Genomic DNA, 15,696 nt, shown 5'->3' with positions numbered 1-15,696 from the left:
GAGATTACCAGCCCGATCCGCTCAGCATCTTCATGGAGAAGAGACTTTCCTGACGACGGGAAGATCGGGGGGAAGCTCCGGCGATGTCGCCGGCCCCTTGGGCACGTCGACGGTTTCAACCTCGGTTACTTCGGCCATCTTCACTTCGCGGATCCATTCGCGCCAGATCGACACGAGCAGCGCCATCAGGACCGGGCCGATGAACAGGCCGAGGAAGCCCATGGTGCTGACACCGCCGACGAGACCGAAGAATGTCGGCAGGAAGGGAAGCTTGATCGGGCCGCCGACCAGGCGGGGCCGCAGCGTCTTGTCGACGATGAAGAGTTCGACCGTGCCCCAGAGGAAAAGACCGCCGCCGGCGAAGTAGGCGCCATTGGCGACGAGATAAAACGATATCAGCGAGAACGACAGCGGCGCGCCGCCCGGAATAAGCGCCATCAGGCCGGTCAAAACGCCGAGCGTCACGGGCGAGGGGACGCCTGCGATCCAGTAGGCGATGCCGAGCACGATGCCTTCGCCGATTGCAATCAGCGTCTGGCCGGTCACGGTGGAGCTGATCGTCCTTGGAACGACGCGCGAGATACGCTCCCAGCGGGTCGGCAGGATACGCTCGCCGAGAAGATCGATCTGCTCGCTGAAGGAGCCGCCGTCGCGATAGACGAAGAACAGCGCGATCAACATGAAGAGCAGCGTCAGAACCAGATGGAAAGCGCCGTCGCCGGCGGCCACGATGGCCCGGTAGATATTGCCGATATTGGCGCCCGAGACGATCTGGATCAGTTCGCCGACCGCACCGGGCGAGCCGACATGCTGGACCCACTGGATGCCGAGCCATTCGCCGACCCAGGGAAGGCCGGTGATCCAGGCAGGCGGCGGCGCGCCGAAACGGTTCACTTCGGCCGCCCAGATGATCCACTGGCGCACTTCGCCGATCGTGTAGGAGATGGCGATGCCGATCGGCACGATCAGAAAGGCCAGGATGAAGATAATGGCAAGTGAGGCGGCAATCGTCGTGTTGCCACCCGTGCGGCGCTGCAGTTCACGGTAGAGAGGCCAGCTTGCAAAGCCGATCACCAGGGCGGCCAGAACCGGGACCAGGAAGCCGTGGAAGAAATAGATGCCTGCTGCGACGACAAGCACGAGAAGCCAGCGAGCAGCGGAGATCGGCGGGATGAGCGCGACCCTGCTCGGTGCGACTGGCCCAAGCCAGCGCGGCTCTTTCGGGCCTTTGCGATCGTTATTTCCGCTCACCGCATTTCCTTTTTTTCATTTTCACCATCATATGGCTTATGAGGCTGCCTGGTACAAGACTAATGCGTCATCCATTAAAAGGAAGCTTACTCCTTGCCCTAGACGGCGGATGCGATAGAAATATGAAATTACTTCCGGCATAGTCGGAAGTACGGAACAAACCTTCTTGATGAAGTTTTCCCAGCCTCGATGGAATGCCGAAGCGTCTGCTGTCCCATCTATTGGCCGGACCGCCTTCAGGGACTTGTAATATGCCTCACAGGGATACGGTCGATCTTACCAATTGCGACCGAGAGCCGATCCATATCCCCGGCAGCATTCAACCTCATGGATGCCTTATTGCCTGCGATGCCGCCGGATCCCTCGTCGTGCAGCACTCCGCCAACGTGGCGGACATGCTCGCGATCACGGGAGATATCAACGGCCAGCGGCTGGAGGATATCGTTGGCGGGGAGGCGGCCCACACATTGCGCAATGCACTCGCCACGTCCGACAATCCGGCGCGGCCTGCGCTTCGGCATGGCCTCAAGTTTGCCTCGGGTGCCGCTTTCGACGTTTCGATCCATCGTTTCGAGTCCAAGGTGATCTTGGAGTTCGAACCGGCCTCGACCGATTCCGACCAGCCGCTCGAAGTGGCGCGCATGCTGATCAGCCGCATCCGCAACGTCGCCAGCCTCGACCGGCTGATCGAAAGCTCGGTGCGGCTGATCTATGCCATGCTCGGCTACGACCGGGTGATGATCTATCGTTTCGAAGAGGATGGTGCCGGAAAGGTCGTCAGCGAATACAAGAGACGCGACCTCGAAAGCTTCAAGGGCCAGTATTTCCCGGCGGGCGACATTCCGAAACAGGCCCGGGCGCTTTACGTGAAGAACACTATCCGGGTGATCTCCGACGCCGGCAATCCTCGCATCCCGATCGTGCCGGAAACCGACGAGGCAGGCGAGGCGCTCGATCTGTCCTTCGCACATTTGCGCAGCGTTTCGCCGATCCATTGCGAGTATCTGCGCAACATGGGGGTCGCCGCGTCGATGTCGATCTCCGTCGTGGTGGATAACGAGCTGTGGGGCCTGATCGCCTGCCACCACTATTCTCCAAAAGTACTCTCGATGCCGCAGCGTGTGGCGGCGGAGACTTTTGGAGAATTTTTCTCGCTGCATCTGAGTGCATTGAAGCAGCGACAGCTCATGGAGACTGCCGGCCAGGCTCGGCGGTCGCTCGACCGCTTCCTGCAGGCCGCCTCCCATCATGCGGATATCACCGCGCTGCTGCGCAGTTCGCTCGCAGAGTTCGGCCAGATGCTGGCCTGTGATGGTATAGGCCTGTGGCTCGGGGGCGTGTTGACCGAGGAAGGCGCCGTGCCGCCGCAGGACCTGATCGCAGAGCTCGCCGAACTTGTCGGCGGCGTCGCAGGCGGCAAGATCTGGTCCAGCTTCCAGCTCTCCACGGATCTTCCGGGGATACGCATCTCTCCCGACACGATCTGCGGCGTGCTGGCCATCCCGCTTTCCCAGCGACCCCGCGACTACCTGTTCTTCTTCCGCCGCGAAATGGTGCAGACGGTCAATTGGGCCGGCAATCCTGAGAAATCCTATGAAACGGGGCCCCTCGGAGACCGCCTGACGCCCCGCAAGAGTTTCGCGATCTGGAGGGAGATGGTGCATCGGCAAGCCCAGCCCTGGAGCGACAGCGACCGCGAGATCGCCGATGCGATCCGAGCCGTGCTGGTCGAGGTGGTCCTCCACCACAACGAACTGCTGGCCGACGAGCGCGGCAAGGCGGACGTGCGTCAGCGGATGCTGAACGAGGAGCTCAACCACCGGGTCAAGAACATCCTTTCGGTGATCAAGGCGCTGGTCGGCCATTCGGTCGATGCCGAAGTCAGCCTCAAGGATTACATCGGCTCGCTCAAGGGACGCATCCAGGCGCTCGCCTTTGCCCACGACCAGGTGGTGCGCGGCGGCGACGGCGGCGGGCTGTCCGATCTTCTCGAAGCTGAGCTGAAGCCTTATAGCGAGGGGACGCGCAGCGTCACACTCAAGGGGCCGCGCGTCTGGCTCGACAGCCGTGCGTTTTCGGTCATGGCGCTGGTATTGCACGAGATGTCGACCAATGCGGCCAAATACGGCTCGCTCTCCGTTAATGGCGGGCAGCTGGATATCGAGTGGCGACGGCTTGCCAACCACGATTGCGAGCTTGTCTGGACCGAAAATGGCGGGCCGTCGGTAAGCCGCCCGTCCCGGGCCGGGTTTGGCAGCGTCCTGATCACCCGCAGCGTGCCCTACGAGCTCGAGGGCGAGGCAAAGATCGAATATCCGCCCGAAGGGGTGAGGGCCCGCTTCGTGGTGCCGTCGAAACATATCCACGGCGATGAGGAGTTGGCGGACTTGGAAGCCGAGGAGAGCGGCAGCGTCGTCAGCCACGACACCGTTGTCCCGCGGCTCCAGGACCTCGAATTCCTGCTGGTGGAAGACCAGATGCTGATTGCGGCGGACGTGGAAGCAATGCTCGCCGACCATGGCATCGACAAAGTGACGACGACGCCCTCGGCTGCCGATGCCTTCCGCAAGCTTGAGGACATCCGGTTTGATGTGGCGATCCTCGACGTCAATCTCGGCTCCGGCACATCTCTGCCGATTGCCGAGGAACTGATCCGCCGAAATATTCCGTTCATTTTCGCGACCGGCTACAGCGACAAGGCGATCATTCCGGCAAGCTTCTCGGCACCGGTTGTGCGCAAGCCCTATGAGGCGGCCGCACTGATCAGCGCCGTTACCAAAGTGCTCAGCGAACGGAGCTGACCGTCGTGGCGATGCCGGAGATATCCAAGCCGGAAATCCGGCTTAGATATCGAGGTTTTCCGCAAACGCGGCACGCTCCTGGATGAAGCGGAAACGGGCATCCGCCTTGGTGCCCATCAGGTTGTCGACGGCCTCGCGGGTGCCTTCGAAATCCACGTCGTCGATCGAGATGCGCAGCAGCGTACGATGGGCGGGATCCATCGTGGTTTCCTTCAGCTGCGCCGCCATCATTTCGCCGAGGCCTTTGAAGCGGCCGATCTCGACCTTCTTGCCCTTGAACACCGTTTCCATCAGCTCCGCCCGGTGGGCATCGTCGCGGGCATAGACGGTCTTGCCGCCTTGGCGCAGGACGTAGAGCGGCGGTACCGCCAGATAGAGGTGGTTGCCGCGGATGAGTTCCGGCATTTCCTGGTAGAAGAAGGTGATCAGCAGCGAAGCGATATGGGCACCATCGACGTCCGCATCGGTCATGATGATGATGCGTTCGTAGCGGAGGTCCTCCTCGCGGTATTTCGTCCGCGTGCCGCAGCCGAGCGCCTGGATGAGATCGGCGATCTGCTGGTTGGCGGATAGCTTTTCACGGCTGGCGCTGCCGACGTTGAGGATCTTTCCGCGCAAGGGCAGGATGGCCTGGTTGGCGCGATTGCGGCCCTGCTTGGCCGATCCTCCTGCCGAGTCACCTTCGACGATGAAGAGTTCGGCACCCTCGGCGGTGTTCTGCGAGCAGTCCGCGAGCTTGCCGGGCAGGCGCAGCTTGCGCACCGCCGTCTTGCGATTGACTTCCTTTTCCTTGCGGCGGCGCAGGCGCTCTTCGGCGCGTTCGATGACCCATTCGAGGAGCTTTGCAGCCTCGCCCGGATTGCCGGCAAGATAGTGATCGAAGGGATCGCGCAAGATGTTTTCGACGAGGCGCTGGGCTTCGACGGTCGCGAGCTTGTCCTTGGTCTGGCCGACGAATTCCGGCTCGCGGATAAAGACCGAAAGCATGCCGACCGCCGAGATCATCACGTCATCGGTAGTGATTTCCTTCGCGCGCTTGTTCTGGGTCAGGTCTGCATAGTTCTTGAGGCCCTTGGTGAGCGCGATACGCAGACCGGCCTCATGCGTGCCGCCTTCGGGCGTCGGGATGGTGTTGCAATAGGAATGCAGTTCGGGATCGCCGCCATACCAGGTGATCGCCCACTCCATCGCGCCATGGCCGCCGGTCTTTTCGGTGCGGCCGGCGAAGATTTCGCGAGTGACGGTGAAATCCTTGCCGAGCGTGGCGGAGAGATAATCCTTGAGGCCACCGGGGAAGTGGAAGACCGCCTTTTCCGGGATGTCGCCGCCGGCGGCCACCATGCCCGGATCGCAGCTCCAGCGGATTTCGACGCCGCCGAACAGATAGGCTTTTGAGCGCGCCATGCGGAAGATGCGGCCTGCATCGAATTTCGCATGATCGCCGAAAATCTGCGGATCGGGATGGAAGCGCACCCTGGTGCCGCGGCGGTTATGGACATCGCCGAGTTCTTCCAGGCCGCCCTGCGGCACGCCGCGCGAAAAGCGCTGGCGGTAGAGCTTGCGATTGCGGGCGACTTCCACTTCGAGAAGGTCGGACAGCGCGTTGACCACGGAAACGCCGACGCCGTGCAGACCGCCAGATGTCTCATAAGCCTTGCCGTCGAACTTACCGCCCGCATGCAGCTTGGTCATGATCACTTCGAGCGTCGACTTGCCCGGAACCTGGGGGTGATTCTCGACCGGGATGCCGCGGCCGTTGTCGGTGACGGTTAGGAAACCCTCGGCATCGAGATGCACGTCGATGAAGTCCGCATGGCCGGCCACCGCTTCGTCCATCGAATTGTCGATGACTTCGGCGAAGAGGTGGTGCATCGCCTTTTCGTCGGTGCCACCGATATACATGCCGGGACGCATGCGCACCGGTTCCAGGCCTTCGAGCACACGGATCGAGGAGGCGCCGTAGTCGTCGCCGGACAGGGTGGTCGGCGCCGGGCGCGGTGTCGAGGGCTCGGCCTTGACGGCGGGCGTGGGTTCGACGGCAACTGCCTTGGCTGTCACCGGCAAATCGGCAAAAAGGTCATTATTGTCATCCATTGGCTGCGTCGGTACTACCTGTCGGGGTGCGGAAGAGGAAGCCATACCCATCTCGTGCTGTTTCGAATCACTCGCGATTCTGCCAGAAACCCGGCTTTTTCGCGATGCCGCATGGAAACGGTCGTTTTTCACCAATGCTGCGCCGATCGGGCCATGGCAAGCTTGCGAGGTTGAAGGAACCGGATGAAACAAAGCATGTCCACAGTTCATTTCGTTTTCGGCACGTTTCTTGCTGTGCTGGCAACCCTTGCCGCCGCGCCGGCAGGGGCGCAGGAGGGGCCGATAAAGCCTTTCAAGGATGAACTTTTCTCCCAGATGAGGGTGTTGCAATCCTCAGACGGCGGAGCCAATGAGGTGATCGACTACCAGGAAATGCGCGATATCAACGGCCGCGATCGCGAGCCGGAACGGCGCGTCAAGGACGACTATGTTTCCTTGGGTGTCAGGCGCTATCAGCAGAACGAGACGCTGGCCCTCGCCGGGCGCCGGCTCGATGTCACCAGGGTGGGACAGGCGGACGGAGCCGCCTTCACCGTGATCTTCATCCACGGCCGCGGCGGCGACCGCCGGCTCGGTGTCAACGACTATACGTTCGGCGGCAATTTCAACCGCCTGAAGAACCTCGCCACCGGCAATGGCGGCACCTATTATTCGCCGAGCGTCACCTCGTTCGGCGACAATGGCGTCGCCGATATCGCGGCGCTGATCCGCTACGCGTTCGACCAGTCGGCCGGGCGGCCGGTGATCCTCGCCTGCGCGTCGATGGGCGGGTTCATCTGCCAGGGCATCAGCCGCGACAAACAGGCCGTGCGGTATCTGAAGGGCGTGGCGCTGCTCGGCGGCCCGCCGGATCCCGGATTGCCGAAATCGCTTCTAGCCAAGCGCAAGCTCCCCATTTATTTCGCGCATGGCGGCAGCGACAGCGTCTACAAGTCCGAGGATCAGGAAGCGGTCTATCGCAAGCTGAAGGCAGCGCGTTACCCGACCCGGTTCACGCTGTTTGCGACCGGCAGCCACGGCACGCCGATCCGGATGGTCGATTGGCGAAAGGTCCTGAATTTTCTGCTGACCAGCCACTGAGCGCCGGTCGTTAACCAAAGACTTGAACCAAAATCTGTCTTTTGCATACCAATTCATGCAGGATACGTCTAAAAACACGATCCTGATACATGGAGGCTTCGGTTTTGCTCGTCGGAACCGAACGGAGAGGAAATATTTACCGATGACGCCTGATGTGCGCCCGCTCGTTGCCGGAAACTGGAAGATGAACGGCACCCGCGAGTTCCTGACTGAAATCAAGACGATTGCCGACGGCGTGATCGGACCGTTGTCGGAAAAGGTCGATACGCTGATCTGCCCGCCGGCAACGCTCCTTTATGTCGCAACCGCCCTGGCGACCGACAGCCCGCTCGAGATCGGCGGCCAGGATTGCCACCAGAACCTCGGCGGTGCCCATACGGGCGATATTTCCGCGGAGATGATCGCCGACTGCTTTGGCACCTATGTGATCGTCGGACATTCCGAGCGCCGTGCCGATCACGCGGAAACCGATCATCTGGTCCGAGCCAAGGCGGAGGCGGCCTATGCCGCCGATCTGACCGCAATCGTCTGCATCGGCGAAACCGGCGACGAACGCGACGCGTACCAGACCCTCGACATCCTGAAACGCCAGATTTTCGGCTCGTTGCCCCAATCGGCAAACGCCGTCAACACTGTCGTCGCCTACGAACCGATCTGGGCAATCGGCACCGGACTGACGCCGACCGTCAAGGATATCGAAATCGCCCATGCCTTCATGCGGGCAGAACTCGTCCAGCGGTTCGGCGAAGAAGGCAGGCTGATGCGCATTCTCTACGGCGGTTCGGTCAAGCCGGGCAATGCCCGGGAGTTGATGGGCGTCGAGAATGTCGACGGTGCACTGATCGGCGGCGCGAGCTTGAAAGCGGAAGATTTTCTCGCCATCTATCGGGTCTATGAAGGACTGACGGCCTAAAGCTTTTTGATAAGGGCTTGGAATGCGCGCAGGCCTCATGTAAAGAGCCGCCAATCTTCTTCTATTGCCTCGTCGAGGGGCAGGGATTTTTAATTCATGCAGACCGTTCTGATTGTCATTCATCTCATGATCGTGCTGGCGCTCGTCGGCGTCGTGCTGATCCAGCGCTCCGAAGGCGGCGGGCTTGGCATCGGCGGCGGCTCCGGCTTCATGTCGGCACGCGGTACCGCCAATGCGCTGACCCGCACGACCGCCATCCTCGCGACGCTGTTCTTCATCACCTCGCTGGCGCTCGGCATCCTGGCGCGGTACGAATCCCGTCCGAGCGACATCCTGAACCGCATCCCGCAGAGCCAGCAGGGCACGGGCGGCGGCATTCTCGACCAGCTCGGCCCGGCACCGGCACCCGCTCCGGCAGGCAACGGCGTTCCGTCCGGTTCCGGCGCATCCGCTCCGGCAGCCCCGGGGACCGGTACTGCGCCGGCTCCTGCGGCCCCCGCGACCGGTTCGGCGCCTGCCGCTCCGGCTGCGCCGACGGGCGTTCCGACCGGCCAGTAAGGGCGCGGTCCACGTTTCAAGCTCCGGCAGGCCAAAAGCCTGCCGGTTTTATTTTGTGAAGATTCCACAGCCGATTTTATAAAGCGGACGATTTAGGCTGGCGGAATCACCAATGAAAAGGTATCCGGTGAATCCCATGGCGCGATATGTATTCATAACTGGCGGCGTGGTTTCTTCCCTCGGAAAAGGAATTGCGGCCGCGGCACTCGGAGCTTTATTACAAGCACGAGGTTACCGGGTTCGGCTGAGAAAGCTCGATCCTTATCTCAACGTCGACCCGGGCACGATGAGCCCGACGCAGCACGGCGAGGTTTTTGTCACCGACGACGGGGCGGAAACCGACCTTGATCTCGGTCACTACGAACGCTTCACGGGGCGTTCGGCGACCAAGACCGACAACATCACCACGGGTCGCATCTACAAGAACATTATCGACAAGGAACGCCGCGGCGACTATCTCGGCGCCACCGTCCAGGTGATCCCGCACGTCACCAACGAGATCAAGGATTTCGTCACCGAAGGCAATGACGACTACGATTTCGTCATCTGCGAGATCGGCGGCACGGTCGGCGACATCGAGGCGATGCCGTTCATGGAAGCGATCCGCCAGCTCGGCAACGACCTGCCGCGCGGCACCGCGATCTATGTCCACCTGACGCTGATGCCGTTCATTCCGGCGGCCGGCGAACTCAAGACCAAGCCGACCCAGCATTCCGTCAAGGAATTGCAGGCAATGGGGATCGCACCGGATATCCTGCTGGTGCGCGCCGACCGCGAAATTCCGGAGGCCGAACGCCGCAAGCTTTCGCTGTTCTGCAACGTGCGGGCCTCCGCCGTGATCCAGGCGCTTGACGTCGCCAATATCTACGACGTGCCGATGGCCTACCACAAAGAAGGCCTCGACAACGAGGTCCTTGCCGCCTTCGGCATCGAACCGGCGCCAAAACCGCGTCTGGAAGCCTGGGAAGAGGTCTGCAACCGCATCCGCACGCCGGAAGGCGAAGTGACGATCGCGATCGTCGGCAAATATACGGGCCTCAAGGACGCCTACAAGTCGCTGATCGAGGCGCTGCATCACGGCGGTATCGCCAACCACGTCAAGGTCAATCTCGAGTGGATCGAATCGGAGATCTTCGAGAAGGAGGATCCGGCGCCGTGGCTTGAGAAGGTTCACGGTATTCTGGTACCCGGCGGCTTCGGCGAGCGTGGGTCGCAGGGCAAGATCCATGCGGCTCGTTTCGCGCGCGAACGCAAGGTGCCGTATTTCGGCATCTGCTTCGGCATGCAGATGGCGGTCATCGAGGCTGCCCGCAACCTCGCCGGCATCGAGAAGGCGTCGTCGACGGAATTCGGCCCCTCCAAGGAGCCGGTGGTCGGCCTGATGACCGAATGGGTGAAGGGCAACGAGCTCGAAATCCGCTCAGTGGCCGGCGACCTCGGCGGAACGATGCGCCTCGGCGCCTACAAAGCGGCGCTCAAGAAGGACACCAAGATCGCTGAAATCTACGGCTCGACCGATATTTCCGAGCGTCATCGCCACCGTTACGAGGTGAATGTCGACTACAAGGACCGGCTGGAAAACTGCGGCCTGGTGTTCTCGGGCATGTCGCCGGACGGCGTGCTGCCGGAGACGATCGAATATCCGGACCATCCGTGGTTCATCGGCGTCCAATACCATCCGGAACTGAAGAGCCGGCCGCTCGATCCGCATCCGCTGTTTGCGAGCTTCATCGAAGCGGCCCTGGAACAGAGCCGCCTCGTCTGAGTAAATTCAAAAAGGCAGGGTTTCGCATCCTGCCTTTTTGCCGTCAGGCGGAGAGCTTCTGTTTTCGCACTGGCGGGAGTGCTTCAACATCCCCTATGTTCGCCGGAATTGCTCTTTTCATTTCAGCGGTGCGATATGGCCATTTTCGATAGATTTTCCCTCGTTGGGCGCGTGGCGCTTGTGACCGGCAGCGGCCGAGGGCTCGGCCTGCAGATGGCGAAGGCTCTGGCGGAGGCCGGCGCGCATGTCGTGCTCAGCGGCCGCTCCGGCGACATGCTGGAACAGGCCGTTGCCTTCATCACGGGTGAGGGCGGCAAGGCGAGCGCTGCCGCCTTCGACGTCGCAGATCTCGATGCCGGACGCGAGGCGATCGCAAGGCTCCACGCAGATCATGGCCGGCTGGATATCCTCATCAACAATGTCGGTGCCCGCGACCGGCGCCCGTTTGCGGCGTTCAGCGATGCCGATATCCTGAACCTGATCCAGACCGACCTGCTCTCGGCCATCGCGCTCTCCCGCAAGGCCGCTGATATCATGAAGGCTCAGGGCCATGGCCGTCTCATCTCGGTCACGTCGATCATCGGCAACATGGCCCGTTCGGGCGATGCCATCTATCCCGTCGCCAAACAGGGCCTGACCGGTCTGGTGCGAAGCCTGGCAGTCGAATACGGCCCATTCGGCGTCACCAGCAACGCGATTGCGCCGGGAATGTTCGCCACCGAGACCAATGCAGAGATTTCCGCAAACCCCGACATGAACGCATTCATGCGCCAGCGCGTACCGCTGCAGCGGTGGGGGCGGCCCGGAGAAATTGCCGGTGCCGCGCTGTTTCTGGCAAGCGACGCCGGCTCCTTCGTCAACGGCCATGTGCTGACCGTCGACGGCGGCATGTCCATCCAGATGTGATCGCCGGTCATGCCGCCTGGGGCAGGGGGCCGATATAGACCGAACGTGGCCGGATCAGCCGGCCTTCCAACGCCTGTTCGCGAGCATGGGCGATCCAACCGACCGTGCGGCCGATCGCAAAGACGCCGGTGAAGGCAGCCCGCGGAAATTTCAGCGCATCGAGCAGCAGGGCAGTGTAGAACTCGACATTGACGTCGAGCGGCCGGTCAGGCTTGCGCTCCCTGAGGATGGCGAGTGCTGCCTGCTCGACGGCTTCGGCGAGCCGGATGCGGTTGCGATCCACCTGTCCGGTCATGACCAAAGGCGCTAATGCGCCTTTCAGCGCATCGGCGCGGGGATCGCGGACGCGGTAGATGCGGTGGCCGAACCCCATCAGCCGCTCACCGCGATCGAGCGCCTGGCCGAGCCAGGTCCTGGCACTGTCCTCGCTGCCGATCGCATCCAGCATGTCGAGCACGGGTCCCGGCGCCCCGCCATGCAACGGGCCCTTGAGCGCGCTGATGGCAGCCAGCACGGATGACGTGAGGCCGGCGCCGGTCGAGGCGACGACGCGGGAGGCGAAGGTCGAGGCATTCAGTCCGTGATCCGAAATCGTCACCAGATAGGCGTCCAGCGCTGAGACCTGTTCACGCGTCGGCAGGCTGGCGTCCAGCATGGCGAGGATATCGGCGGACTGGGAAAGCGACGGAGTGGGCGCCACCGGCGTCTCTCCCTTCTGGAGCCTCAGCACGGCCGGTAGGAAGACGGCGGGGGCGGCCAGCAGTCGAAGCGTCGTTTCGAAATCCTCGCCGTCCGGCAGCCGTGCGATCAGGGCGCGCATGGCATCGACGGGCGGCAGGTTCAGAAGCGCGGCATCTGCGGTGTGTATATGCGCAAAAACTTCGGCGCGGGCCTGGCCGAGGCGGGCCTTGAGATCGGCCGCGGTAACGGGACGTTCCAGAAAACCATCGAGGAGCAGCGCTGCGGCGTCTTCATAGGTGGCGCGCTCGACAAGCAGGTCGAGAGATACGCCGCGAATGACTAGGCGGCCCGCTTCTCCGTCCACGTCCGAAAGCCGGGTCTCGGCGGCGATGACATCTTCAAGTCCGTTGTTTTTCATGAGTGTTTCTCCTTTACGGGCTTGATGATCCGACCTAGTCTTATTGACGTCAATCTTGATGCAATCGATCAACATGAACATCCTCTGGATCACCGCCGAAGAAGCGCTCTCCCGCCTCGGGACCAAACCGCAGACGCTTTATGCCAATGTCAGCCGCGGCCGCATCCGCGCGAAGGCGGATCCTGCCGATCCGCGGCGCAGCCTGTATCAGGCCGACGACGTCAAGCGTTTGTCCGAGCGGCATGCAGGGCGGCGACAATCGGCGGCGGTGGCAGCGGACGCGATCCGGTGGGGCGATCCGGTCCTGCCGACGACAATCTCGACGATTTCCAACGAGCGGCTTTTCTATCGCGGCCGCGATGCCGTCGAGCTGTGCGAACATGCCACGTTGGAAGAGGTCGCCGCACTTCTCTGGGATACGGAAAACGTTTTGGTTACGGCGGGCAGGACAGGGCAGAGCGGCTCCACCCGCATGGCTGCAGCCTTTGCCGGGCTTGCGGCCCGGGTGATGAACGACCTGCCTGCGCTGCGGCGGAAACCCTTCATCCTGCGCGCCGAAGCAGCCGACGTTCTCTCGACCGTCGCCATGGCGCTTGCGCCGTGGCCGGACCGGCTGCCCCTGCATGAACGGCTGGCGCTCGGCTGGCAGCGTCCCGATGCCGCTGGGCCGATCCGCAGAGCGCTGGTGCTGGCGGCCGAACACGAGCTCAACGTTTCTGCCTTTGCGGCGCGCGTGACGGCGTCGTCGGGCGCGGCACTCTCCGCTGCGACGCTTTCCGGCCTTGCGACGCTCACAGGTCCGCGGCATGGCGGTGCCTGGACCAGCGTACCGGTGCTCGCGGAAAAGGCTGGGTCGGTCGGCGTGCGCGAGGCGATCCGCAGCATGCTATCCTCGGAAGGCGTCGTCAGGCCCTTCGGTCACCGGCTCTATCCGCATGGCGATCCACGGGCACGGGCGCTGATGGTGAGTTTCGAGGCGCCGCCGCTCTACACCTCGCTTGCCGAAGCCGGGGAGGAACTCCTAGGTGAGCCGATCAACATCGATTTCGCACTGGCATCGCTTGCCGCGACTTTCGCGCTTCCCGAAGACGCACCTCTCGTCATCTTTGCGCTTTCGCGCACAACCGGCTGGCTGGCGCATGCCATGGAGCAGGTCGAGAGCGGACACCTGATCCGGCCGCGCGCACGTTATGCCGGCCCCGGTAGCGAATCCGGTGTATAGCGTCCGTTAAAGGCCGGCGGCTTCCACGGTTGACATGACACCACCACAGTAACTCCTTTATCCTGCCGGGGAATCACGGGTGAGCATGGACGATGTTGGGTAGCAATTTCAGCTTGAGTTTGAGCCTGTTCGTGGCACAGGGTCGCGAACGCGACACGGCCGAGTTCTATAAGAACGTCTTCGGCGCCACGGAAACGAATTCCTATGAAATGCTGCGCCTGACGATGATCGAGCTGCAGCTCGGACCGATCGGTATCGTCGTCTGCGGATCGGATCCGGAAAGAGAGTCCGCGCCTTCCTATCAGGGGCCCTACCATCCGAAAAACGACGGTGCTGTCAGCACGATCTTCCAGCTGACGGTGCCGGATGTCGAAAGCGTCGTCGATGCGGCGTTCGAATTCGGCGGCATGATGCGCGACAGGATCCAGACGGACATGAACGGCCGGCAGGTCGCGTCTATCTTCGATCCCGCGGGCCATGTCTGGGTATTGATCGAACGCGGCCAGGACGAGGAATAGTTTCGTCCTGGCCGTTCGGCTCGATCAGCGGATGTCGCGGTAGGCAGCAAGGGCCCGGTCGCGGGCAAAAGCGTGATCGACGATCGGCTTCGGATAGGTCTTTCCGAGCTCGATGCCCGCCTTTTCCAGGACATGCTCTGGCGCTTCGAAAGGCTTGTGGACGTATTTGCGATCCAGCCTTGCCAATTCCGGTACATGTTCCCGGACATAATCGCCATCCGGATCGAATTTCTCGCCCTGCAGGACGGGGTTGAAGATCCGGAAGAACGGCGAGGCATCGGCGCCGGAGCCTGCGACCCATTGCCAGTTGGCGCAATTGTTGGCGGGATCCGCATCGACCAGCGTGTCGCGGAACCATCTCTCGCCCTTGCGCCAGTCAATCATCAGGTCCTTGACCAGGAAGGACGCGGTGATCATTCGGATGCGGTTGTGCATGAAGCCTGTGCGCCAGAGCTGGCGCATGCCGGCATCGACGATGGGATAGCCCGTCAGGCCCATCGTCCAGGCGTGGAACTCCTTCGGGTCGTACTCCCATTTGAAGCCATCGAACCTGTCATCCCAGTTCCTGTCGTGAAGTTCGGGGAATTCGGTCAGCAGATTGTAGCAAAAGTCCCGCCAGGCGAGTTCGCGGCGGAAATGGGCAATATCTTCCGAAGCCCTGGTGGGCAGGCCCCGGACGGCATGCCAGATGCGGGCGGCAGAGACCTCGCCATGCGCCAGGTGCGGTGAGAGCAGGGAAGTGGCTTCGACTGACGGCAGATCGCGGCCGCGCCTGTAGTCGTGCAGCTCGCGATCGACGAAGTTGCGAAGCTTCTCTTGCGCACCCGCTTCGCCCGGCGTCCACATTCTTCCGAAATCCACGGCCCAATCGGGTTTCTTCGGCAGCAGAGCCCAGTGATCGAGGTTCTCGGAAGGCGGCAGATGCTCGGGCGAGGGGATTTTCGTCGGCGCGTCGGTTGGCTCCTGCGGCTCGCCCACCTTCTGAAGCGCGTTCCAGAATGGCGTAAAAACCTTGAAGGCGCTGCCGGCACCGGTGCGGATGGATTTCGGCTCGTGCAAGAGCTGTCCGTGGAAGGCGCGGATAGCGATGTCGTGCTTTTTCAGCTCAATGGCGATGCCCCGGTCAAACAGCGTCCGTTCATAGGCGTGGTTGACGAAGACGGTTTTCGCGTTGGTCTTGCGGGCGAGATCGGTGAGCACGTCCTCGGCCTTGCCGGAGATGAGGATGAGGTCACCGCCCAGAGACTTCAGCGATGCCTGGAGTGCTGCAAGCGAGTGATGCAGCCACCAGGCCTGCGCGGCACCGAGCGGTCCGATGTTCAGGCGTGCCGGCTCGCGGATATAGACCGGGATGACCGGGCCGCCGGCCTCGATCGCAGCGTGCAGTGCCGGGTTGTCGTCGAGGCGCAGATCCTTGCGGAACCAGAGGATGGCGGGGGCCGGCTTTTCAAGAGACACGGTCTTCTCCGTTCAGGGCATTGCTGCCCCA

12 protein-coding genes are annotated in these 15,696 nt (G+C 62.3%); 8 read left to right on the top strand and 4 right to left on the bottom strand.

All coding sequences use genetic code 11. The annotated features are described in order from the left end of the window. Positions 1-30: 30 nt before the first annotated feature. Positions 31-1,251, bottom strand: coding sequence for an AI-2E family transporter (locus RG540_RS09165; RefSeq protein WP_038586960.1), 1,221 nt, complete (start codon positions 1,249-1,251; stop codon positions 31-33). Positions 1,252-1,502: 251 nt separating this feature from the next. Here RG540_RS09165 and RG540_RS09160 point away from each other — a divergent pair, with 251 nt between their 5' ends. After that, positions 1,503-4,052, top strand: a complete 2,550-nt coding sequence (locus tag RG540_RS09160) for an HWE histidine kinase domain-containing protein (protein ID WP_038586957.1) — start codon at positions 1,503-1,505, stop codon at positions 4,050-4,052. Between the two features lie 42 nt (positions 4,053-4,094). Here RG540_RS09160 and parE read toward each other — a convergent pair whose 3' ends face one another. Next, entirely contained in the window at positions 4,095-6,146 is a 2,052-nt protein-coding gene (parE, locus tag RG540_RS09155) for a DNA topoisomerase IV subunit B (RefSeq protein WP_038586954.1), read from the bottom strand. A gap of 195 nt (positions 6,147-6,341) precedes the next feature. On the opposite strand from parE, the gene RG540_RS09150 reads away from it, so the two are divergent. From RG540_RS09150 to RG540_RS09130, 5 genes are all read left to right on the top strand, one after another. Continuing rightward, the gene (locus RG540_RS09150) at positions 6,342-7,226 is read left to right on the top strand and encodes an alpha/beta fold hydrolase (protein WP_038586951.1); all 885 of its coding nucleotides are present in this window, start codon (positions 6,342-6,344) and stop codon (positions 7,224-7,226) included. A gap of 142 nt (positions 7,227-7,368) precedes the next feature. Next, positions 7,369-8,139: a triose-phosphate isomerase gene (gene tpiA, locus RG540_RS09145; protein WP_038586948.1), complete on the top strand. Its 771-nt coding sequence runs from the start codon at positions 7,369-7,371 to the stop codon at positions 8,137-8,139. Positions 8,140-8,235: 96 nt separating this feature from the next. Further along, positions 8,236-8,697 carry a preprotein translocase subunit SecG gene (gene secG / locus RG540_RS09140; RefSeq protein WP_038586945.1) on the top strand — a complete coding sequence of 154 codons (462 nt, stop codon included), beginning with the start codon at positions 8,236-8,238 and terminating at the stop codon, positions 8,695-8,697. Between the two features lie 136 nt (positions 8,698-8,833). Beyond that, positions 8,834-10,462 (top strand): CTP synthase, encoded by a 1,629-nt coding sequence (locus RG540_RS09135; RefSeq protein WP_038586942.1) that lies wholly within the window; start codon positions 8,834-8,836, stop codon positions 10,460-10,462. A gap of 135 nt (positions 10,463-10,597) precedes the next feature. After that, a complete protein-coding gene (locus RG540_RS09130) occupies positions 10,598-11,368 on the top strand; it encodes an SDR family oxidoreductase (protein WP_038586939.1) in 771 nt (256 codons plus the stop codon). Positions 11,369-11,375: 7 nt separating this feature from the next. Here the strand turns inward: RG540_RS09130 and RG540_RS09125 are convergent, their stop codons facing one another. Next, entirely contained in the window at positions 11,376-12,467 is a 1,092-nt protein-coding gene (locus RG540_RS09125; protein WP_038586936.1) for a citrate synthase/methylcitrate synthase, read from the bottom strand. A gap of 79 nt (positions 12,468-12,546) precedes the next feature. Here RG540_RS09125 and RG540_RS09120 point away from each other — a divergent pair, with 79 nt between their 5' ends. Then, a complete protein-coding gene (locus tag RG540_RS09120) occupies positions 12,547-13,689 on the top strand; it encodes a citrate synthase (RefSeq protein ID WP_038593385.1) in 1,143 nt (380 codons plus the stop codon). A 113-nt stretch (positions 13,690-13,802) separates the two neighbouring features. After that, positions 13,803-14,207: a VOC family protein gene (locus tag RG540_RS09115; protein WP_244446641.1), complete on the top strand. Its 405-nt coding sequence runs from the start codon at positions 13,803-13,805 to the stop codon at positions 14,205-14,207. Positions 14,208-14,231: 24 nt separating this feature from the next. Here the strand turns inward: RG540_RS09115 and RG540_RS09110 are convergent, their stop codons facing one another. Next, the gene (locus tag RG540_RS09110; protein ID WP_038586930.1) at positions 14,232-15,665 is read right to left on the bottom strand and encodes a cryptochrome/photolyase family protein; all 1,434 of its coding nucleotides are present in this window, start codon (positions 15,663-15,665) and stop codon (positions 14,232-14,234) included. Between the last annotated feature and the right edge of the window lie 31 nt (positions 15,666-15,696).

It is taken from the genome of Neorhizobium galegae bv. orientalis str. HAMBI 540, from assembly GCF_000731315.1.
GTDB lineage: Bacteria > Pseudomonadota > Alphaproteobacteria > Rhizobiales > Rhizobiaceae > Neorhizobium > Neorhizobium galegae.
The sequence above is the reverse complement of the archived record's forward strand: the minus strand, read 5'-3'. Positions and strand labels throughout refer to the sequence as shown.